Raw genomic sequence first — 20,880 nt, 5'->3', positions numbered from 1 at the left:
CGTTGTCAAAACTGGCACTTCTTACACAAAACCGTTGTCTACTGATTAAACTTTAGACTTTAAAAGTAACAGTTGGGTGAACTTTTTAAGACACTATTATGGAATTCAAAAGACTTTGATTGAACGCACAAAGTGCCTGCTTTTACAGCAATTTTGCCATTGCTATGAGCTTGCATCAGAGTATACTGGAACAAACACACACTCTCTGGAGAACTCAATATGGACTACAGCACATCTGACTTATGCGATCATTTTGCAGATGCAATCGATGTACTTGAACCCATGTTCATTAACTTTGGTGGACACTCTGCATTTTGCGGTCGCATCGTCACAGTGAAATGCTTTGAAAACAACGAACTGATTCAAGAGATTTTAGAACAAGACGGTACTGGTAAAATTCTATTAATTGATGGTGGAGGCTCTTCGCGCCGAGCACTGATTGATATCGAATTGGCTGAACTGGCTGTAGAGAATCATTGGCAAGGTATTGTTGTTTATGGTGCAGTTAGGCATGTTGATGAACTCGAAGAGTGTGATTTAGGCATACAAGCTATTGCGTCTATTCCTGTCGCAGCTGATAGCCAAGGCAGTGGCGAGCAAGGTGTCCCCGTCAACTTTGCAGGTGTTTCGTTTTATGAAGACGATTACCTATATGCTGATAGCACAGGGATTATCATTTCCGCCGAAGAGCTGGTACTTGAAGATGCGCTTGAAGAAGTCGAAGCATAATGAGTAACTGGTTAATTCGATATAGTGAAACCGATACAAAGTACTTTACTACCAGCAGAGCGAATGAAACTCGCTTTTGGCAATCAATCTCTTATTTAGATCAATCAGCTCCTTTAGAAAGTGCACTAAAAGATGCAGCTGAGTTTGGTATTAAATATGTTTTACTCGGCATTAACGAGGACATAGGCCCAAGAGCAAACTGTGGTCGCGGAGGCGCAACACAAGGTTGGCAAGCGTTTTTAAAACGCTTTTTAAACTTACCTAGTAATGAGTTCCTAGATCCCAAATCAGTATTGCTGTTAGGCGAAGTCAATTGTGATGATTTGCAATCACAAAGCAAAACATTGGATAACGCAAATGCCGAAGGTTTAGCACAACTAAGACATTTATGTGGCGAATTAGATGAGCGAGTGACAGCCGTTTTAAAACCTGTTTTTGATGCAGGTTTAGAAGCGATTGTCATAGGTGGTGGCCACAATAATTGTTACCCAATTTTAAAAGCCTTAAGCACCAGTGAAGCTAAGCCATGTAATGCCATTAACTTTGACCCACATGCTGATTTTAGGGCCATTGAAGGTCGTCATAGTGGCAACGGTTTCCACTATGCATATCAAGACGGATACTTACATGATTACCATGTAGTTGGCATGCATGAGCAAAAAAATAACCAAACCATTATCAGTTCACTGACTAATGCCGGGTTTACCTACACCACTTACCAAACCTTGCAAGTTATGCGTAGCCGTAGTTTAACTTCAGACTGCACACACAGTTTAGCCCGCTTTAAAATTGATAAGCCATTAGGTATCGAAGTTGATGTAGACGCCATTAGTGGCATGCCTGTCAGCGCTTTCACGAATTGTGGCTTTTCTGCCAGCGATGCAGAACATTTTGTCTATTTGGGTGCAACGCACAGCGCTAGCCGTTATTTACATCTGTGTGAGGCAGCACCTTCGACACACCCGAATGGCTTAGAGCAGGGCATAACTGAAGCTGGGCAAGTACTAAGTGGACTAGTCTGTAGTTATTTATTGGGTAAACTGCAAGGGTAGCACAATGCTACCCACTTTTTAGTGATCAACTAAATGATGATGCTCAAGCTGATACTGTTTTATCCAGCTCAGCATACCCACACTACTCAACGGCCTTTCGAAATAATATCCCTGAGCGGCAAAGGTATTTAAGCTTTGCGCAAAGTTAAGCTGCTCTTGGCTTTCAACGCCCTCACAAATAACCGCACAATCTAACTGATGCTGCATGTCTACTAGCCCTCTGACAATACCTCTGAGTGCACCTTGATGTTGATGGTCTCGGGTAAGAGACTGCCCTACTTTGACGTAATCAACGGTTAACTTAGGTAATTTAGCCAATACCAGCGGAGCCTCACCAAAGCCGTCCACACACAGACGGACACCGATACTGCGAAGACGTGCTATCATGGCCACGCCCTGTGCATCCAAAGACATAAACAACGCAGACGGACACTCTATTATCAAATCGCCAGCTTCAAGGTGGTGAGTCAGCAGCACATCGTCTAAAAACTCAATAAATTCTTCATGCAGCATTTCTGGACCAAAAACATTAACGCTCAACGCCATTTTGATCCCTTCCATTTTTAGCGCCATCGCAATCTCCGCAGCTCGTTCTATAACGAACTGAGCGACAGGCAAGGCCAACCCAGCAATGCGAATATCATCGATGAACTTACCAGCTGCTAAAATCCCCTGCTTTGGGTGCTGCCAACGTAACAATAACTCTAGGAACTCGATACCATTGTCGCTATGACGAATAATCGGTTGAAAATACAGCTCGAGTTGATCTCTAAAGTCATGATGAGTAAGCTCAGCCAAACGCGCTTGCTGCTCTTGTTTCGCTGTTCTCATGCTATTTTGATATTCAGTCACGACCTTATTAGGCTCTGAATCGAGCGCTAAAAATGCACACGTGATGGCATTATCAAAATCACTGACCTTATCAGCGAAAGAAACATAACTTGCCTTAGCTTTTATTTCTATGGTGCAATGACCTACGTTGAACGGCTTTAACGTAGTTTGCACTATGGCACCTATAACTTGTTCATGAAGATGTTGCTGATGGGCCAAGGAGCATAAGAACACAAAGTTTAACCCCCCTAAGTGCGCAAGCTTAGCGCATTCACCCCCTTGTTCTATATTTACAATGTCTTCGTTTTGCAATTGCTGCTTAATTCGGTTCGCAGATTGCGCTAGTAATAAATCGCCATACTCTCGACCTAAGTGAAAATTTATCTGTTCAAACCCTTCGAGGCGGATCATCACTAATACCATAGGAGAAGCATCTTGCTCTATGTGAGCATAATAAGCATCTCTCAGCGCACACCTAGGGGGTAAACCTAGCACATCCTGCTTTCTTAGTTCGCTCTGCTCTGGTATATCTGAGGCGCCATTATTACTTGGTTTTAAAGAGAACTCATAAAGCTGTGAAATATAAACCAAAAGTAAAGGTAGTAACGTTAACTGAATTGGCCAGTACCAAACTATCGCTCCCCCTAATAACAGTAAATATGCTGCAGCCGCGAGAAACGACACCATAAGTAAAGGTTTTGAACCAAGTTTAAGCGCTAGGTAGAGGTGGCCGAATAACACCAGAGAGATTGTATACGTTGCCCACATATTGGGAAGCAATGCGGTGAAAGCCACCAGCATAGTGACAACATGAAGTGCACGACTTGATTGCGAATGGGTAAGGATAATTAAAGCGATACTGCCCATTAACACTAACCCACCTAAAAATGCGGTTAGTAGTGCCAGCTCCCCCTGTTGCAATCCATTGAATACAGGAAAGCTGGTCAATGTACCTAGTAAGGTCATCACCAACTTTCACCTATAAATTAAATACTTCTTATTGGATCAGTTTACCTGAGATCCACAAATTTGATAGCTCATTTACACCAAATTGATAACTTAATTGCGCTGGTGTTGCAATATCCCATAGGGCTAAATCGGCTCGCATACCCACTTTAAGCACACCTCGATCTGCCAGCCCTAGTGCTTTCGCAGCGTTTACCGTTACTCCCAGCAAAGTCTCTTCAGGTGTTAATCTAAACAGAGTACAGCCCATATTCAGCATCAAACGTAATGAGCACAGCGGCGCAGTGCCTGGGTTGAAGTCACTGGCAATCGCCATCGGGACTTCATATTGACGAAGTAACTCAATCGGTGGCATTTGTGTTTCTCTCAGGAAATAAAAAGCACCAGGCAATAACACCGCCACCGTACCGGCATCAGCCATCGCTTTTACACCTGCTTCATCGAGATACTCAATATGATCTGCCGACAAGCCTTTAAACTCAGCAACCAACTCAGTGCCATGTTGATTCGATAATTGTTCTGCATGACACTTCACTGGCAAGCCTAACTGACGTGCTCTCTCAAATACCCGCTTTGTCTGCGTATAACTGAATCCTACATTTTCACAGAATACATCGACCGCATCTGCCAAGTTAAGCTCAGCCACTTTTGGTAACATGACATCGCATACTAAATCGATATATGCATCTGAGTCATGTTTAAATTCGGGCGGTAATGCATGTGCGCCCAAAAATGTACTTTGAATATCAACAGGGTGGTTGTCATTTAAGACTTTATTTACTTCAAGTAATTTAATTTCAGTGTCTAGATCTAAGCCATACCCCGACTTACTCTCAACCGTTGTTACACCTTCACTCATAAGGCTATTTAAGCGATTTTTCCCAGCTACAAACAAGGTTTCTTCATCCGCCTCTCGAGTTGCTCGAACGGTACTGGCAATACCACCGCCTTGTTGTGCTATCTCTTGGTAAGAAACACCATTTAGACGTTGTTCAAACTCACCAGCGCGGTTTCCTGCAAAAAGAATATGCGTATGACAATCAATTAGGCCAGGCGTTAACCACTGTCCTTTTGCGTTAATCACAGGTGTCGCTAGAGCATCGAACTCAGGCAAGTCACTTTGCTTGCCGAGCCAAGCAATTTTATCGTCTTTGATCATCAATGCGCCTTGCTCAATAGCACCATACGGGGCATCTACATTGCTATCCATGGTTGCCAAATTAACATCGGTGATCACTAAATCTGCTTCAAACATCACTGCCTCATTTGAGTTTGTTTAACTGCCTATAAGCCTATCATGCAAACTTGTATATACAAGAAATCTATGCCATTTTTAATGGCATATACTCTCTATTTAGTTATCTAGTATGGCCAACGAACCTAAATTTGCATTGATAAAGCAGCATATAACCGACCAAATTAGTGCCGGTATTTGGAAAGAGGACCAACGTGTTCCCTCTGAAAATGAACTTGCTGAGCAATTTAGTGTAAGCCGCATGACCGCCAGACGCGCGTTGAGCGAGTTGACTGACAGTGGTGTATTAACGCGAAGTCAAGGTCTAGGTACATTTGTAGCCAGCCTCAAATCACAGTCTTCTATGCTTGAGATTAAAAATATCGCCGATGAAGTAAAAGAGAGAAATGGTGCGTACAGTTCTGAGGTCTTGGCCCTAGAAGAAATCGCCGCCATGGCGCCTATCGCTATTGCACTCGGTGTTGATATAGACAGTAAAGTCTATCGCAGCGTGATTGTTCACCACGAAAATGGCCAAGCACTCCAAGCTGAAGAGCGCTTCGTCACCCCAGCACTTGCACCTGATTATCTGGCACAAGATTTTACTATCGTCACACCACATGAATACCTTTCGGCAGTGGCGCCGCTGACTGAAGCAAAACACACTATTGAAGCCATTATGCCAAGCCAAGATGTTTGTCAGTGGCTTGGCTTATATAACGAAGAGCCTTGCTTACAAATGATCAGAAGAACATGGAGTGCTAATGGTATTGTCAGCTTTACTCGGCTCATTTCGCCGGGCAGTAAATACCGTCTTGGCGGTCATCTCACCTTTAAGAAAAAGCTGAAATAACGCACAGTTAAATCTCAGCTTGATAGCTAAAACCCAAGGCTTCAATGGCTGAACCATCAATCACTCTTGCACTGGCGATGTCACTTGAAAATAAAGGGGGCTGTGTGCCTAACTTAGCGCATCTCTTCAAGTAATAATCTTGTCGAGTTGGATGATCAGGGTGACAAACATTATAAACAGCATTAGCTTCTGCCCAGTTCAGTATTATCGTCTCAATGGCGGCTACAACATCGGCTTGGTGAACCATATTTACAGCCGCTTGACTGCTACTTTTTAGAGTTTTACCTGCAACAAATTTCCCAGGTTCTCGATTTGGCCCCACTAACCCAGCCAAACGTAAAACCTTCCCTTTGCTATCAAACACTCTTTGCTCTGCTGCAAGCAAAATCTTTTTACGCGTGGTTCCACTGTCTAATTCACCACTTTCGGTATAGGTACCATCTTGCTCTGAATACACACCTGTACTTGAGCATAACAAAAACCCTTTACACGCTAAATCATCAGAAAGCCTTAACGCAGCAGATAGAGTTTCAAGATAATTGCTATCAGCATGACGTGCTCTCGGAGGAATAGCGCACACCCAATAAGCATCTGTTAAATCCACAGAATGGATTAATTTATCTTCTTGCAATGTAAACTGTCGAATGATTGCACTACTGGAGTTTAAACTACGACTGGTACCCTGCACTTGCCAATTCGCCTGTATGGCTCTCTCGATTATTGCACTTCCCAGCCAACCAGCCCCCAAAACAACTAGCTTCATCTCATACCTCTGTATTAATTTCAAACCGCAAGTGTATTATTATAGGAACAATATAACGTCAATCTAATGTTAACTGTGGTCAAAGCGACTCAGATATGATTTGATTGTGTAGTGCGGTTACCAATAAAAAGAATATATCATGCTTAACAACTTATCCCTCAGGAGAAAAATACTCCTACTGATCGGTGGTACAATTTCTGTGCTGCTTATTATCGCCTCCAGTTACTTTGTGAATCACCTAGCAACGATTTCTCGCGACAGTGTAGAACGTGAAGCGCAAAGCTACATTTATGCAGAAAAACTGTCGATGGAATCGTTTTTCGCCCAATACGGTGAACTAGTCAGCACCTTTGCACAAAGCGCCCATGTTGTAGATTTTTTTGAGCAATATACCGAACGTGAAGCTGAGTTATCAAGCCAACCGGGTTATGACCTAGTGAATAGAGATTTTGATAGGCTCACAGCAAGCAATGACAATGTATTGTCAACTTTTTTTGCGTCTGCTATCACAGGTGAGTACTTCAAAGAAAACGAACGAACTTCTCATTTCTCTGATGGTCGTCCATATTTTGCTTATAAGCGTGGATGGTGGCCAGAGGCTATGGCGATTGGTAAGTTGCATGTTAGCCCGGTTTCAGTCGATGCAAACACAGGCGACGTGTCTGCTGTGATCAAGCTACCTGTCTACAATTCATCGCGTAAGTTATTGGGGATCGCAGGTATTGATTTACAAATGGAACAAATCAATCAATTGGTTGAGCAGATCCGCTTCCAAGGCCAAGGTTACGGCTTCCTGCTAGACAACAATTTAAACGTTGTCCATTTATCAAAGCAAACTGGCCACAAGCTGTCTATTACCGATGAAGGTCCGAATGGAAAAGAAGGCCTAGACGGGCTAGAAAAACAGTTTTCAGATACCAGTGGATTCCGAGCATTAAACTCTGAAATTAAAAATAATGAATCAGGCACATCAGTTGTTACCTTCAAAGGCCAAGATTATTACGTGGTGTATAACAGCGTAAAACTCGATGAACCATTACTCGATTGGCATGTGGGTGTCATGATCCCAGTATCATTTATAGAAGAGCCAGTAAATGAAGCCGTCATGAGTACCGTGATCGCCTTCCTAGTGATTATCAGCATTGTGGTTCTTATGATCTTATGGGCGACACAGATGATCACTAAACCGATAGTGTCTCTTGCCGACACTATGCGTGACATTGCGTCAGGTGAAGGTGACTTAACACGTCGAATTCACATTGAGAGCAACGACGAAGTTGGTCAGCTTGCCTCTCATATGAACACCTTTATCGAGAAACTGCGTGCCATGATGCAAACCACGGCACAACAAGCCTCTCAGCTAGGTCATGCCTCTGAACAATTAAGCTCAGTGTCTGCCAGTACCAATAGTGAAATCCAACAAGAGAAAGAGCAAGTTGACAGTGTCAGTGCTGCAGTAACAGAAATGGCTGCAACTGTGACTGAAATCTCACGTAATGCACAAGAAGCCAGTCACGCTGCTGAGCAAGTGCAGCACATGACAAATGACGGCGCGACGCGCTCAAGCCAAGCACAAACAGTGATGACAGAATTGGCTAGCCACATCGGTGAGGCTGCGAAAGTTGTTGAAGGTCTTGAAAAAGAAACTACTAACATTGGCGCGGTAATTGACGTAATCAATGGCATTGCAGAACAAACCAATTTACTGGCACTCAACGCTGCGATTGAAGCGGCACGTGCTGGTGAACAAGGTCGAGGCTTCGCAGTAGTTGCTGATGAAGTGCGCTCGCTGGCGAGTAGAACACAAGAATCAACAGACGATATTCGCAATATGATCACACGACTACAACAAATTGCACAGCAAGCATCAACTATGATGCAACAAGGCCAAGATCAGGCTGAGGGCTCAGTATCACAGACACAAGAAGTGCTCGATTCATTGCAGGAAATCGCCAGCTCTGTGGCAACGGTTCAAGATCAGAGCCATCAGATTGCAACCGCAACTGAGCAGCAGACCATTGTGGCTGAAGACATTAACACCAGCTTAAATGCAATTAATGACCTAGTTAACAGCACTGCTAATCATGCTCACACTTTGGCTGATGAGGCACATGATCTAAATGGATTGGCTAAATCACTTAATAGTACGGTAAACCAATTCAAGCTTTAACTATTCTGAGCAGGGCATGATTTATGCCCTGCTTTGCTACAGATCAAAATCCACTTTCACTTCTCGTCATACACTACACGCTCTAATCTAATAGATGAGTGCGTATCGTGATTAATTTACCAACTTGGGATGAGTCCCTAATCAAAAAATATAATGTGTCTGGGCCAAGATATACTTCTTATCCAACTGCATTATCATTAGAAAGCGGTTATCAACAGACTGATTTACATACCGCAGTGAAGCAGTCAAAAAATCAGGCTTTATCGCTCTATATTCATATCCCATTTTGCCACCAGCTTTGTTACTACTGTGGTTGCAATAAAATCGTGACACGCCATCAGTCAAAAGCTGACGTCTATTTAGATCATCTAGAAAAAGAAGTACAGGCGCAGTCCTCTGTGTTTGCGCATTACCGTGTTGAGCAATTGCATTTAGGTGGCGGCACGCCAACGTTTTTAACTGCCGAGCAAATGACACGCCTGATTGATATTGTAGAAGCACACTTCAACTTCACTGAAGACGCGCAACGCGGTATTGAAATCGACCCGCGCTCTATTGCTGACGACATGTTAGTCACCTTGAAAAACTTAGGATTCAACCGAGTTTCGTTTGGTATTCAAGATTTCAATGATGAAGTACAAGCTGCGGTAAACCGTCCGCAATGTGTCGAAGAAGTTTTAGCACTGGTAAAGCAAGCAAGAGCACTCGGGTTTAAATCAGTCAATATAGATATGATCTACGGCTTACCTCACCAAACCCCAGAAAGTTTTAAGCAAAGCATTGAGCAACTGATAGCGCTGAGCCCAGACAGAGTGTCGGTGTTCAACTACGCTCACCTCCCTGATAGATTTGCCGCGCAACGCAAACTAAAAGAAGCGGACATGCCAAGTCCGCAGCAAAAGCTTGAGATCTTCAAAAATACGCTACAGCAAATGACCGAGGCAGGTTATCAGTTTATCGGTATGGACCACTTTGCTAAAAAAGACGACGAGCTTGCTGTTGCGCAAAGAAATGGAGAGCTTCATCGTAACTTCCAAGGCTATACAACACATGGTAATTGCGACTTATTAGGCCTAGGAGTGTCGTCTATTTCACAAATTGGTAATGCGATTTTGCAAAACCAAAAAGAGCTCAAAACCTATTACTCAGACATTAACGAGATTGGCTGTGCGACCCATAAAGGGATGCGCCTAAATAATGACGATGAGCTCAGAGCCGATGTTATCAAACAACTGATATGTCATTTTGAATTAGATATAAAGGCGATTGAGGCTAAATATAATATCGACTTTAACGATTACTTTAGCGAAGCCCTAGAAGCACTCAAACCACTGGCAGAAGATGAGCTCGTGACATTATCAGCGCAGCGTATTGAAGTCACCAGCAAAGGCAATTTATTCATTCGCATTATCTGTATGTGCTTTGACGCGTATTTACAACAGCAGATTAAAAATACGCGATTCTCACGTGTTATTTAAGCACTGCTCATCTAATAAATACGTACAAAAAAGGATGGCTGAGCCATCCTTTTTGCTTTCTAAATCAGATATTAGGCTAAAGCCGGTAAATATACTTCAGCACTTAAGCCGCCTTCTTGACGATTACGAAGCTTCACCGTACCGCCATGTGTCGCGACAATGCGTTTTATAATTGCCAAACCCAAACCACTGCCTTCACTGCCCCGAGCTTGGTCGCCTTGCTTAAAAGGCTCAAAGACACTTTCCAATTCAGCTTCAGGAATACCCGGCCCACGGTCTTTCACAGTGACAATCACCATTTTCTTACGTGGGTTGTATGCAGTGCTGACATCAATGGCCTCATCGGAATAACGAATGGCATTTTCTATCATATTGGTAACAACACGTTTTAACGCAACCGTATTCATGATCACTTTTGGTAAGCTATCAGCAGCTGTTAAGTTAATTTCACGTTGATGTTGCTGCTCAGCATGCACCACCTCAGACACTAGACTATTCACATCATCAGGGTGCATTTCCCCGCTGTTGTGGTGACGAAGATACTCGATAAACTGATCAATAATGGCATTCATATCTTCAATGTCATCAATGATCCCTTCTTTTAAGTAGTCTTCTTCGTCTGACATCATTTCGGTCGCTAAACGAATACGGGTCAGTGGTGTGCGCAAGTCATGAGAAACACCGGCCATCAAGAGTCGTCGGTCATTCTCGAGCTCAGCGATGCCTTTCGACATCTTGTTAAATGCTTGTGTTACTTCAACAACTTCCGTTGATCCTCGCTCCACAAGTCGAGTAGAAAAATCTCCCACACCGACTCGACCGGCTGCTGTTTGTAATGCTTTTAGTGGGCGGTTAAGATGCCTTGCAAACCACCAGCCCCCCAATACACTCAAAAAGCCAATACTCGACAGGTAGAAAATCAAAAACTCCATTTTTGTTTCACTAAAGCCTGTCAGCGGTACCCTCACCCAATAGCCAGGCGCTTGCGGCGCTTCTACCCAATAGACCACTGGGTCCCCTTGACTGATACGCACTCTTGCAGAGCCATTTAGCTGCTCAGACATACTCTTTGACAACAAGCTATATTCTTTGGCTTTCTCTAAACCGTTCATATAGGCTTGTCTTTGCGTCATCACTTCAATGCCAGTTATTTCAAAGAACTTATCTGAGGTTGCTTTATTTATTTCGACCCCTTCTTCCCAATCAATAAACACTGTTTTGACTTGCTTAGCCAACATCAAATTCACTTGCTCGAAGGTTGGCTTAAACACATACAGTGTCACGGTGATATAAGAAACGATCTGGTTGATAAGCAATAAAGCACCAACAAAGAAAACCGTTTGTCCAAACGCACTACGTGGAAAAAAGCTCATAAACGAAACTACTTTTCACCGTCTGGCACAAACACATAACCTAGACCCCAAACAGTTTGGATGTATCTAGGGTTCGCTGCATCTTCTTCGATCATGCGGCGTAAGCGTGATACCTGAACGTCGATACTACGCTCAAGGGCACTATAGTCACGGCCACGTGCAAGATTCATTAATTTGTCACGACTCAATGGCTCTCTTGGGTGCTTCACTAAAGCCTTCAATACAGCAAATTCACCACTGGTTAGTGAGATAACCTCATCACCCTTTTGCATTTCACGGGTCGCCAAGTTCAGTTTAAAGATACCAAACTCTACTTCGTTTTCTTCGGCAGCAGGCGCACCCGGTACTTCTTTCGCACGACGACGTAAAATTGCCTTAATGCGCGCCAATAATTCTCTTGGGTTGAATGGTTTCGGGATGTAATCATCAGCCCCTAACTCTAGACCTATAATACGGTCAACTTCATCACCCTTGGCTGTTAGCATGACGATTGGGATCTCGTTCTCTTTTTGGCGTAAGCGTCGGCAAATAGACAAGCCGTCTTCGCCAGGTAGCATTAAATCTAACACCATTAAATGAAAGTTTTCTCGCTCCAGTAAGCGATCCATTTGCTCACTGTTAGCTGCAGCACGAACAATAAAACCTTGCTCGACGAGATAACGTTCTAACAAACTGCGTAAACGCATATCATCGTCGACAACTAATACCTTGGTAGTTTCATTTCCCATGATTGATTTCTTCTTTTTATCCAATATCTTTGCTTAATATAATTGAAAATGTCATTTCTCGACACCATTACTATGAAGAGTTTTGTTACCGAACATTACAATTTTTTAATATTTTGCTAGCTCGACACCCAGATGATTTTTTATTACCGTGTCAGATGAGTAAAGATGACCCTAATTAGCGTATGAAAACTAACTTAATTACCCCTGAGGGTTATAACCAACTGCAAAAAGAGCATGACCACCTCTGGTATGAAAAACGTCCTGAAATCACCAAAATAGTGAATTGGGCAGCCAGCTTAGGTGATCGCTCTGAAAATGCTGATTACACTTTTAATAAGCGCTTATTACGGCAAATAGACCGTAGGGTACGCTATTTAAGAAAACGTTTACCCGACTTAAAGATTGTTCAATATGACCCACAACAAGCCGGCAAAGTGTACTTTGGCGCTTGGGTTGAAATTGAAAATGAACAAGAAGAAATAAAACGTTTCAGAATTGTCGGTCCAGATGAAATTTATGACCGAAAAGACTATATTTCTATAGACGCACCAATGGCACGAGCACTATTAGGTAAGGAAGTCGACGACGAGTTTGTCGTGCGCACACCAGAGGGAGAAAAGCTCTGGTATGTAAATACTATCGAATACCTTAAATAAGCTTCTTATTCATAGATGCTATGCTATGATCGCCCACATAAAATACGCTTAGACAGCACGTATACATCTGAATTTATAAGGATTTTGCATGAGCAACATCTCTGCACGTTTGGCACAAGAGCTAAATGCAAAAGAACAGCAAGTCATTGCTGCCACTGCACTTCTTGATGAAGGTGCCACAGTTCCATTTATTGCTCGTTACCGTAAAGAAGTAACCGGCGGTCTTGACGACACGCAATTGCGTCTTCTTGAACAACGACTTGGTTATTTAAGAGAACTAGAAGACAGAAGACGCTTCATTCTTGATACCATTTCAGAGCAAGGTAAGTTAAGTGATGCCCTTGCCGCTGATATCAACAGCGCGCAGAGTAAAACCGAGCTAGAAGATTTATATCTACCCTACAAGCCTAAGCGCCGTACTAAAGGTCAAATTGCCATTGAAGCAGGTTTAGAGCCACTTGCAGATGCCCTTTATAAGGATGCTGCCTTAGACCCTGAAAGCCATGCAGCTCAATTCGTAAATGCTGAAAAAGGCATTGAAGATGTCAAAGCGGCACTAGACGGTGCTAAATTTATTTTAATTGAACGCTTCGCCGAAGACGCTAAGTTACTGGCAAAGCTAAGAAAACAAATCGACACACAGGGTGTAATCGAAGCCAAAGTAATCAAAGGGCAAGAAGACGCTGGTGCTAAATACCGCGACTACTTTGAGCATTCTGAGAAGCTCACAAAAGTCCCTTCGCATCGTGCATTAGCTATGCTGCGTGCCCGCAACGAAGGCATATTACAGTTAAACATTAACCCTGAACCAAGCAGCGAAAACCCAGCACAGTATTGTGCACAAATCATCGCTGATCATTACCAATTAAATGTAAGTTCAGCAACAGCAAGTGCTTGGTTAATGTCAGTGGTTCAATGGGCTTGGAAAGTAAAACTATCTCTGCACCTAGAAAATGAGTTTTTAGGCACCATGCGCGAAAAAGCAGAGGCACAAGCCATTGATGTATTTGCCAAGAACTTAAAGGACCTATTGATGGCAGCCCCAGCTGGTCCTCGTGTCACTATGGGTATCGATCCAGGTCTGCGTACGGGCTGTAAAGTGGCTGTGGTTGATGCAACAGGTAAGCTGTTAACCACAAATACTATCTTCCCACATGCACCACAGAATCACTGGGACAAGTCAGTTCGTACTTTAGAGCAATTATGTCGTCAGCATAAAGTAGAGCTAATCGCCATTGGCAACGGTACAGCTTCTCGTGAGACAGATAAACTTGCAGCTGAACTACTAGCTAACAACAAAGAGCTCAACATGAGCAAAATCATGGTCAGTGAAGCAGGTGCATCTGTTTATTCTGCTTCTGAGTTTGCCGCGAATGAATTCCCAAATTTAGACGTATCGTTACGTGGTGCAGTTTCAATTGCTCGCCGATTACAAGACCCGCTTGCAGAGCTGGTAAAAATTGAGCCTAAATCAATTGGTGTAGGCCAATACCAACACGATGTTTCTCAAAGTCAACTAGGTCAGTCACTTATCTCTGTGGTTGAAGATTGTGTAAACTCGGTGGGCGTTGATGTCAATACCGCTTCGGTACCACTACTTACCCGCGTTTCTGGCCTAAACAAAACACTGGCTAGCAATATTGTGCAGTTTAGAGATGAGAACGGTTCATTTAACAATCGTACACAGTTGAAAAAGGTCGCGCGCTTAGGGCCAAAAGCATTTGAACAAGCAGCCGGTTTCTTACGCATTGTAAACGGTGCTGATCCACTTGATAGCTCAGCGGTTCACCCTGAAGCATACCCTGTGGTTAAACAGATCTGTACTGAAAAGAATATCGAAGTGAGCGACCTGATCGGTAACAGCGAAGTTTTAAAACAGCTAGAGCCTGCTCAATTCACTAATGACAAATTTGGTTTACCAACGGTTACCGACATCATTTCTGAACTAGACAAGCCGGGCCGCGACCCTCGACCTGAATTCAAAACGGCGGTCTTCAAAGCCGGTGTCGAAACCATTCAAGATCTTAAAGTCGGCATGATTTTAGAAGGCGTGGTCTCAAATGTGGCTAACTTTGGCGCCTTTGTTGATGTCGGCGTACACCAAGATGGTCTAGTTCACATTTCTGCGATCACCAATAAATTTATTTCAGATCCGCGCGAAGTCGTAAAAGCGGGCGATATCGTAAAAGTGAAAGTGTTAGAGGTTGATGTGGCTAGAAAGCGTATTAGTTTTACAATGCGCCTAGATGATGAAGTTCAGCAAGCTGCACCTCAGGGTAAGTCTACTTCGAACAAACCTTCACAAAACAAGCCGACTAATAAGCAAGCTAAAGGACAGCGTCCTAAAAAAGATGCTGGTAATGCTGCAATGGGTAATGCCTTTGCAGAAGCTTTTGCTAAATTGAAAAAGTAATAATGCTTTTAACAATAAACCAGCACTTCAATTAGAAGCTGGTTTATTGTTTGCTAAAGCTATCGAGCTTAGTAATTATTCCGATATTTTCTAAAACAAAAGATACATAAAAACACAGCAGCATTATCTACTACTCTCAGCTGGCTAGCATGTTCAATAAAAAGTGATTTGTGTTTTATTAAGCATTACATATGCTTTAAAAAATTGCTTTCTAAACGTTCAAAGAGAAATTACTGATAGGGTTTGGCACAGCGACATGCTGATAAAAATCGTTAATACGTAAAGATCTTGCCTGAATTTCTGGGTCTGCTGCTATAGGCAACGCAACAGAGTATGGTTCAGAAGCACTTTGTAAGGCTGCTCTATCATTAGGCTCAACTTCAGAACTTCTTTCTGAATCTTCACTCAAACGGCGGGTTTGATATGCGCCTATCGAAGAGGCTTTCTTTTCTTGCTCCTCACCGTTAATCGACTCTTTTGCTAATTCAGCTTGAGCTGATGCTAATTTTTGAGTTGCATCAGCGGCAATTGCTCGATCAGCGCCAGAGGGCTCAGCTGGGGCGAGTGCAGCTGCGCGAACTGTTTGCATCTTGTCTATGGTTGCACGTGGATTGTCAGGGATCTCAGCAACATCAATCATCACCTGACCGCCTATCGCATAATTATTGCCATCAGGCCCTCGCTGGAACTCATAACTTGGCGAGCCAGCGTATTGTCCGCCGACACGCGCATGCGCTTCTTCGTGAAGTCTAACCTCGCGATCTCGTGCCTTTAACTCTACAATTTGCTGCTGTTCGGCCTCTTCTTTACGCTGTTCTTGTTCTGTATTCTCTTCTTCAGAATTAGAGTTTTCTTGCTCTGAATTTTGATCCTCACCATCTTCTGCAATAACCTTATTTTGTTGCAACTGACCTGTACTGTCGTAAGTACCGCCGTCATCAGCAAGTTGAGGACGCGATTTGTCACCGTCATTCAATGCTTTATTTTCTGAGTGACTTGCATTGGAAGGGGCTGGTTTAGGTATCACTTCGCGCAGCTGGTTGTCTCGCCTAGCAGTTTCTGTGTAAACGTTTGAAGTATTAAGGTTAATCGCCGGCTGCGGCGTTACAATATTCATTAGAATTAGACTGAAATATCTATTATTGTTCCTAAAGTCTCGTCCGCTGTTCGGATCGATTGAGTGTTTGCTTTAGCATTAAACTCTTCAACTTTAAGATTAACTAAGGCCTCATCAATTTTTGCAGGCTGAGATACAGGCGCAGTGACGGCTTCGTCGGGACTAGCACCTTGCAACTGACGTTGTTGTGCAAGTTGAGATTCATCTTGTTCGGTTACCGCAGCGCGATTTATCTCTGCCGTAGCGCGTTCAATACCTTGACTGGCGCGGTTGTAACCGTCTATACCATTATTTAACACGTCACCAATTGGCATAATAAGCACCTTTGCAAAAATCTAAATATGTTTAATTATTGCGCAAATGTAGTGCAAAATAAAGTTTTCGGCAGTAAAAAGCGGCAATTTTTTGCCGCCTTTTACTAAAGTACTGATTTTAGAAAATTTAAACTTTCTGTTCGGTGTGAGATAAAAGGCGCATGTGACGCTTTTGATAAAACCTCTGCTTGGAAGTTAACGTTTAAGGCCTTCATTTTAGCAATGCTTCGTCTTGGCACTAAAGAATCTAACTTACCAAATAAGCCATATATTGGCTGTTCAAGCGTGCTAAAAACCTCCCGATAATCATCATTTAAAAGAATGTCGAGCCCTGAACTCAAGGCTTCGGAGTTTGCCTCTGGCGCTTCTAATAACCAAGCTCTTAATTGTTTAACATCTTGCTTAGCGTGTTCTGACCCCATAGCTTGTATCGCTAAAAAACGTTCTATGGTCTTTGCACTATTCTCAAGCAATTGCGCTTTAAAGTTTTCTAGCACCTCTACTTTAATACCAGACCAATTATCTGATTCGGCAAAAAACGGCGTTGAGGCAATTAGCACTACTTTGTTTACCTTTTGTGGATAGTACTTTGCAATATGAAGCGCAACCAAGCCACCAAGTGACCAACCAACTAAGGTTGAATTATCAGCTAATTGTTCAGCAACTTGCTCTGCAGCGGAGGCAAGAGAATAGGGTTGTTCTGGCATTTGAGCATGGCCAAAGCCCGGTAAGTCTAAACTTTTTACCTGCCCTTCAACAACACCTTGTAACTCTTGCTCTAATAACTGCCAAACCTGTCTGTTCATACCCCAGCCATGAAGTAGCACTATCTCTTTTTGCATTATTTGTACTCTAAACCAAACTTAAGCGTATGATACTGATACCAAGGATGAACACAATGTCACTATTAAGAAATTTAGCGGATGCCTTATTCCCAAGTCACTGCCATATGTGCCATAACCCACTTTCAAGTAACGAGGGGATCTGTCAATTTTGCCTCTCTGACTTTCCTTTTATCTCATTAGAGCAGCCAAACTTATTATTCCAGCCTGACATAGCACGCATGTTTAACTTGCCTCATTGTCATGGGTTACTGGCATGTGCTTGGTATCAAGGCGCAATGAAACAATGGCTGAGTGAATTTAAGTTTACCAAACAGAGCCATTATCAAACGGCTATCAATGCTGTTATTGCAACTCAACTCGCTCACTTTGAAAGTACATCTACCTTCTCACCCGATGTATATATCATTTTACCGCTGCATAAAAACCGCTTAATTCATCGAGGGTTTAACCAAGTTGCACAGACCTGGTTGAGTCATTTACCTCATACAAAAGTAAGTACCGATACTTTAAGACGCATTAATGCCACAAAAGCGCAAAGTGGTTTGAGTCTCAATCAACGCAAGCAAAATGTAAAACGCGCATTTGGAGTGAAGCAAAATCTACAAGGGAAAAAAGTGGCGATCATCGATGATGTGATCACCACAGGTTCGACTATCAACGCTGCTGCAAAAGCGTGTTATGCAGCAGGCGCTGACGAGATATGGGCTTATGCTACTGCATTAACGCCCTTGCACAGCCAAAGTGTGTCCAAAAAATAATGTGTTCGTTAGTAAGCGGCTGCTGCCTTTCCAGAAACCTCTAAAAACAGGGTTATCTATCATACCAACCACACTGCCCTGACCATAGCGGTGACCTATTAATGCTGCCGTGTTTGCAATTTGAGTAACATTCTCTGTCGCAGCATATCCTGCTAATAAAGGTTTTGGCTGATATTGGCTAACTGTTAAAAATGGCTTGTCAGGCATCTCAAACAGCTGTGTACTATTTTTAAATAACGGCAGCAATTCACGCTCATAACCAAAACTGAGTGGGTGTGTTAAATCAAGTTTTGACGCAAAGATAGCACCAGCAATACGCTGCTTACCAGATAAAACTTCTCTATCGCCATAACTTAAACCAGCAGTATCAAACTGCTCTGCCACCTGTTTAGACGATATCAATTGTGCGCTCAAAAGTTGATTATCAACTAACCATTTCGCGCCGCCTTTGTGGCCCCAGATCACCCCGCCTTTACTCACCCACGCTGCAATTTTAGTTTTGGCTTTTTCTGCCATACCACGATAACTGCCATGGGCCAAGATAATGTGTGTGTATTTAGAAAGATTTGCACGGTGAAATCTATCTTGTTCAATGAGCGTTGGCGCTATACCTAACTGCGTATCTAAATGATACCAAACTTCGCCCACTTCATATTGACTGCTGCCTGCCCCCCCTACTAGTAAGACTTTCGGAGCTTTAATTGGCCTTAACTGACGAGAACCTAGATCAACGCCTTCGCTGGTTAAGCCGCTTTGAATTGCATGAATTTGTACACCATAGTCAGCTTGTGCTCGTTGCATTAAGGCTACAATGTCAGATTGCTTTTGCACACCTGAAGCGACAACAATACTACCCGCTTTGAATTCTCGATTTCCTAGTGCCGTTTTTGCTTTAAAACTTTTAAGTGCAACACGTGCATCAATCCCCTGCTGTAAAAGTGCATTTAATAGCCTAGGCGCAGCGCTTGATTGCCAATCAAATGCATAAGCATAACTCTCTTTCACTGCAGGAAAACTTGTATCTTCTGATTGCCAAGCTTGCTTTGATACATCTAGTCCCCAGCGGCTAGATACTTGACCAAACTTTAAGTTATAAGCATGTGGTAGTGTCCAACCCGATACATCATAAAATGTATTATCTTGAAAACTTGTTTGCTCAGAAAAGATGGCTTTAATTAAACGGAATTGAGCTTGTTTCAGTGGAATATACACATCTCCCTGCATGAAGCTTTGATCAGAGGCTTTGATGGCTTTATTTAAGCCATAGGCTTTAATCTGATGCTGTGACAGCACAGACATAAACTCATTGAAACGTTGTGGGTCTTCCCCTTTGGCAACGACATAGCCCATAAACTTCTCTTTATCAGCTAAAGTTTCAGCTTGATGGTAGAAGTTATTCTTGTAGTCAATTAATTGCTGCTTGTTTGCCATCGCGCCCGCAAAAGTAGACAAGCTGGTTGTAACTTGGTTTTTAATGCTTTGTGCAAAAGTCAGTTGACCATTAATGGTCTCTTGAACATGGCCTCGACTACTTGCCTGCTCAAATAAAATGCCTACCGAGCCATTTATATCAGGATAAGTTGAGCCCTTGCCGTAGTAAAAGTCATCAAAACTCTCTTGTGTAAAATAAAGCTGATTTTGTGTATCTAAAGCTTGCGCATGAAAGTCTGCCAGCGCTGTTGTTAATTGGGTATTTTTCTTAGGTGTAAGCGGATGGGTTCGCGTCGGGATCCCCGGCTGAAAGAAATACGTGCTGTTAGGGCCCATTTCATGAAAATCAGTTAAAACATGTGGCTGCCATTTATGAAATGCAGCGATTCGAGCGCGTGATTCAGGATGCTGTAGTAACAGCCAGTCTCGGTTCAAATCGAACATATAGTGATTTGTACGGCCTGAAGGCCACTGCTCAACATGCTCTCTATGCTGCGGATCTGCCGATAAGGTTTGCCCTCTATTACTATTTGCCCATTGAGCGAAACGAGCCAAACCATCAGGGTTTAAGGCTGGGTCTAGTAACACCACAGAGTTATTTAGCAGTTGCTCTACTGCTTCTCCTTGTGCTGCAGCTAAGTAATAGGCAACTAATAAAGCAGCATTACTACCCGAAGATTCGTTACCATGCACGCTATAACCCATCCAGATAAAAGCAGGTAGATTGTTCGCCTGCTGCTTTTTAAATACTTGTGCATAATGCTGCTCTCGAAGCTGCTCCAGCTTAGCGATGTTGTCTGGCTGGCTAAACTTTAGTAGTAGCAATGGCCTTTGCTCATGGCTGAAGCCGATGGTCTCAATACTCACTCTTGGACTTTTTTCTGCCAATACACGCATATATTGTACTAACTGATCATGGCGGACATGCCACTGCCCAACCTGATAACCTAATACCTCTTCAGGCGTTGGAATAGCAGGATCAAACTGGACATTCTGTTGGAAGTAATAGGAAACCGGTTTTGCTATTGCACTACTTGAGAATAAGTAAGTGCAGCAAAACAATGTGAGTGCGAGGAGCGTGCGCATACTAAAACCTTTTGCTTAAAATTGTAGCAAGTAAGCTAACAAGCCAAATCAGATAAGCCAAATTTTTACGTTCAACACTGGCG

General features: G+C 43.0%; 17 protein-coding genes. 8 read left to right on the top strand and 9 right to left on the bottom strand.

Annotated elements, in window-relative coordinates; all coding sequences use genetic code 11:
• The first annotated feature begins 219 nt into the window (after positions 1-219).
• Together rraA and C1E24_RS01960 are read left to right on the top strand one after the other, a co-directional pair.
• A complete protein-coding gene (rraA, locus tag C1E24_RS01965; protein WP_138478255.1) occupies positions 220-729 on the top strand; it encodes a ribonuclease E activity regulator RraA in 510 nt (169 codons plus the stop codon).
• Complete coding sequence (locus tag C1E24_RS01960; RefSeq protein WP_138478253.1) at positions 729-1,781, top strand: formimidoylglutamase; 1,053 nt, start codon at positions 729-731, stop codon at positions 1,779-1,781. Before rraA ends, C1E24_RS01960 begins: the two co-directional genes overlap by 1 nt.
• An 18-nt stretch (positions 1,782-1,799) precedes the next feature.
• Here C1E24_RS01960 and C1E24_RS01955 read toward each other — a convergent pair whose 3' ends face one another.
• Both C1E24_RS01955 and hutI read right to left on the bottom strand, forming a co-directional pair.
• On the bottom strand, positions 1,800-3,578 hold the full coding sequence (locus C1E24_RS01955; protein ID WP_240721920.1) for a GGDEF domain-containing phosphodiesterase: 1,779 nt from the start codon (positions 3,576-3,578) through the stop codon (positions 1,800-1,802).
• Positions 3,579-3,609: 31 nt separating this feature from the next.
• Entirely contained in the window at positions 3,610-4,833 is a 1,224-nt protein-coding gene (gene hutI / locus C1E24_RS01950) for an imidazolonepropionase (RefSeq protein ID WP_138478251.1), read from the bottom strand.
• A 112-nt stretch (positions 4,834-4,945) separates the two neighbouring features.
• Here hutI and hutC point away from each other — a divergent pair, with 112 nt between their 5' ends.
• Positions 4,946-5,665: a histidine utilization repressor gene (gene hutC / locus C1E24_RS01945; RefSeq protein ID WP_138478249.1), complete on the top strand. Its 720-nt coding sequence runs from the start codon at positions 4,946-4,948 to the stop codon at positions 5,663-5,665.
• A gap of 7 nt (positions 5,666-5,672) precedes the next feature.
• Here the strand turns inward: hutC and C1E24_RS01940 are convergent, their stop codons facing one another.
• Positions 5,673-6,443 carry an NADP-binding protein gene (locus C1E24_RS01940; RefSeq protein WP_431188311.1) on the bottom strand — a complete coding sequence of 257 codons (771 nt, stop codon included), beginning with the start codon at positions 6,441-6,443 and terminating at the stop codon, positions 5,673-5,675.
• A 124-nt stretch (positions 6,444-6,567) separates the two neighbouring features.
• On the opposite strand from C1E24_RS01940, the gene C1E24_RS01935 reads away from it, so the two are divergent.
• Positions 6,568-8,598 carry a methyl-accepting chemotaxis protein gene (locus C1E24_RS01935; RefSeq protein ID WP_138478245.1) on the top strand — a complete coding sequence of 677 codons (2,031 nt, stop codon included), beginning with the start codon at positions 6,568-6,570 and terminating at the stop codon, positions 8,596-8,598.
• A 107-nt stretch (positions 8,599-8,705) separates the two neighbouring features.
• Complete coding sequence (gene hemN / locus C1E24_RS01930) at positions 8,706-10,076, top strand: oxygen-independent coproporphyrinogen III oxidase (protein ID WP_138478243.1); 1,371 nt, start codon at positions 8,706-8,708, stop codon at positions 10,074-10,076.
• 71 nt (positions 10,077-10,147) lie between these two features.
• Here the strand turns inward: hemN and envZ are convergent, their stop codons facing one another.
• On the bottom strand, positions 10,148-11,449 hold the full coding sequence (envZ, locus tag C1E24_RS01925) for a two-component system sensor histidine kinase EnvZ (protein WP_138478241.1): 1,302 nt from the start codon (positions 11,447-11,449) through the stop codon (positions 10,148-10,150).
• Positions 11,450-11,457: 8 nt separating this feature from the next.
• Positions 11,458-12,177 carry an osmolarity response regulator transcription factor OmpR gene (ompR, locus tag C1E24_RS01920; RefSeq protein WP_138478239.1) on the bottom strand — a complete coding sequence of 240 codons (720 nt, stop codon included), beginning with the start codon at positions 12,175-12,177 and terminating at the stop codon, positions 11,458-11,460.
• A gap of 182 nt (positions 12,178-12,359) precedes the next feature.
• Between ompR and greB the strand changes: the two genes are divergently transcribed.
• Both greB and C1E24_RS01910 read left to right on the top strand, forming a co-directional pair.
• The gene (greB, locus tag C1E24_RS01915) at positions 12,360-12,833 is read left to right on the top strand and encodes a transcription elongation factor GreB (protein ID WP_058031162.1); all 474 of its coding nucleotides are present in this window, start codon (positions 12,360-12,362) and stop codon (positions 12,831-12,833) included.
• An 88-nt stretch (positions 12,834-12,921) separates the two neighbouring features.
• The gene (locus C1E24_RS01910; protein ID WP_138478237.1) at positions 12,922-15,246 is read left to right on the top strand and encodes a Tex family protein; all 2,325 of its coding nucleotides are present in this window, start codon (positions 12,922-12,924) and stop codon (positions 15,244-15,246) included.
• 211 nt (positions 15,247-15,457) lie between these two features.
• Here C1E24_RS01910 and C1E24_RS01905 read toward each other — a convergent pair whose 3' ends face one another.
• The 3 genes from C1E24_RS01905 to bioH form a co-directional block, all read right to left on the bottom strand.
• Positions 15,458-16,363 carry a putative metalloprotease CJM1_0395 family protein gene (locus C1E24_RS01905; protein WP_138478235.1) on the bottom strand — a complete coding sequence of 302 codons (906 nt, stop codon included), beginning with the start codon at positions 16,361-16,363 and terminating at the stop codon, positions 15,458-15,460.
• Between the two features lie 5 nt (positions 16,364-16,368).
• Positions 16,369-16,677, bottom strand: a complete 309-nt coding sequence (locus C1E24_RS01900; RefSeq protein WP_138478233.1) for a hypothetical protein — start codon at positions 16,675-16,677, stop codon at positions 16,369-16,371.
• Positions 16,678-16,781: 104 nt separating this feature from the next.
• The gene (gene bioH, locus C1E24_RS01895) at positions 16,782-17,519 is read right to left on the bottom strand and encodes a pimeloyl-ACP methyl ester esterase BioH (protein ID WP_138478231.1); all 738 of its coding nucleotides are present in this window, start codon (positions 17,517-17,519) and stop codon (positions 16,782-16,784) included.
• A 56-nt stretch (positions 17,520-17,575) separates the two neighbouring features.
• Between bioH and C1E24_RS01890 the strand changes: the two genes are divergently transcribed.
• Positions 17,576-18,280 (top strand): ComF family protein, encoded by a 705-nt coding sequence (locus C1E24_RS01890; protein WP_171040724.1) that lies wholly within the window; start codon positions 17,576-17,578, stop codon positions 18,278-18,280.
• On the opposite strand, the gene C1E24_RS01885 is transcribed toward C1E24_RS01890, so the two are convergent.
• Positions 18,242-20,797 carry a M14 metallopeptidase family protein gene (locus tag C1E24_RS01885; RefSeq protein WP_138478227.1) on the bottom strand — a complete coding sequence of 852 codons (2,556 nt, stop codon included), beginning with the start codon at positions 20,795-20,797 and terminating at the stop codon, positions 18,242-18,244. The genes C1E24_RS01890 and C1E24_RS01885 overlap by 39 nt on opposite strands.
• Between the last annotated feature and the right edge of the window lie 83 nt (positions 20,798-20,880).

The organism is Pseudoalteromonas phenolica (genome assembly GCF_005876835.1).
In the GTDB taxonomy this organism is placed as follows: Bacteria; Pseudomonadota; Gammaproteobacteria; order Enterobacterales; family Alteromonadaceae; genus Pseudoalteromonas; species Pseudoalteromonas phenolica_B.
This window is presented reverse-complemented; position numbering and strand designations above follow the sequence as displayed.

Excerpts from the sequence above, each read along its gene's own strand:
- rraA (WP_138478255.1), top strand. The coding sequence starts at position 220 with ATGGACTACAGCACATCTGACTTATGCGATCATTTTGCAGATGCAATC.
- C1E24_RS01960 (WP_138478253.1), top strand. The coding sequence starts at position 729 with ATGAGTAACTGGTTAATTCGATATAGTGAAACCGATACAAAGTACTTT.
- C1E24_RS01955 (WP_240721920.1), bottom strand. The coding sequence starts at position 3,578 with ATGACCTTACTAGGTACATTGACCAGCTTTCCTGTATTCAATGGATTG.
- hutI (WP_138478251.1), bottom strand. The coding sequence starts at position 4,833 with ATGTTTGAAGCAGATTTAGTGATCACCGATGTTAATTTGGCAACCATG.
- hutC (WP_138478249.1), top strand. The coding sequence starts at position 4,946 with ATGGCCAACGAACCTAAATTTGCATTGATAAAGCAGCATATAACCGAC.
- C1E24_RS01935 (WP_138478245.1), top strand. The coding sequence starts at position 6,568 with ATGCTTAACAACTTATCCCTCAGGAGAAAAATACTCCTACTGATCGGT.
- envZ (WP_138478241.1), bottom strand. The coding sequence starts at position 11,449 with ATGAGCTTTTTTCCACGTAGTGCGTTTGGACAAACGGTTTTCTTTGTT.
- ompR (WP_138478239.1), bottom strand. The coding sequence starts at position 12,177 with ATGGGAAATGAAACTACCAAGGTATTAGTTGTCGACGATGATATGCGT.
- greB (WP_058031162.1), top strand. The coding sequence starts at position 12,360 with ATGAAAACTAACTTAATTACCCCTGAGGGTTATAACCAACTGCAAAAA.
- C1E24_RS01910 (WP_138478237.1), top strand. The coding sequence starts at position 12,922 with ATGAGCAACATCTCTGCACGTTTGGCACAAGAGCTAAATGCAAAAGAA.
- C1E24_RS01905 (WP_138478235.1), bottom strand. The coding sequence starts at position 16,363 with ATGAATATTGTAACGCCGCAGCCGGCGATTAACCTTAATACTTCAAAC.
- C1E24_RS01900 (WP_138478233.1), bottom strand. The coding sequence starts at position 16,677 with ATGCCAATTGGTGACGTGTTAAATAATGGTATAGACGGTTACAACCGC.
- bioH (WP_138478231.1), bottom strand. The coding sequence starts at position 17,519 with ATGCAAAAAGAGATAGTGCTACTTCATGGCTGGGGTATGAACAGACAG.
- C1E24_RS01890 (WP_171040724.1), top strand. The coding sequence starts at position 17,576 with ATGTCACTATTAAGAAATTTAGCGGATGCCTTATTCCCAAGTCACTGC.
- C1E24_RS01885 (WP_138478227.1), bottom strand. The coding sequence starts at position 20,797 with ATGCGCACGCTCCTCGCACTCACATTGTTTTGCTGCACTTACTTATTC.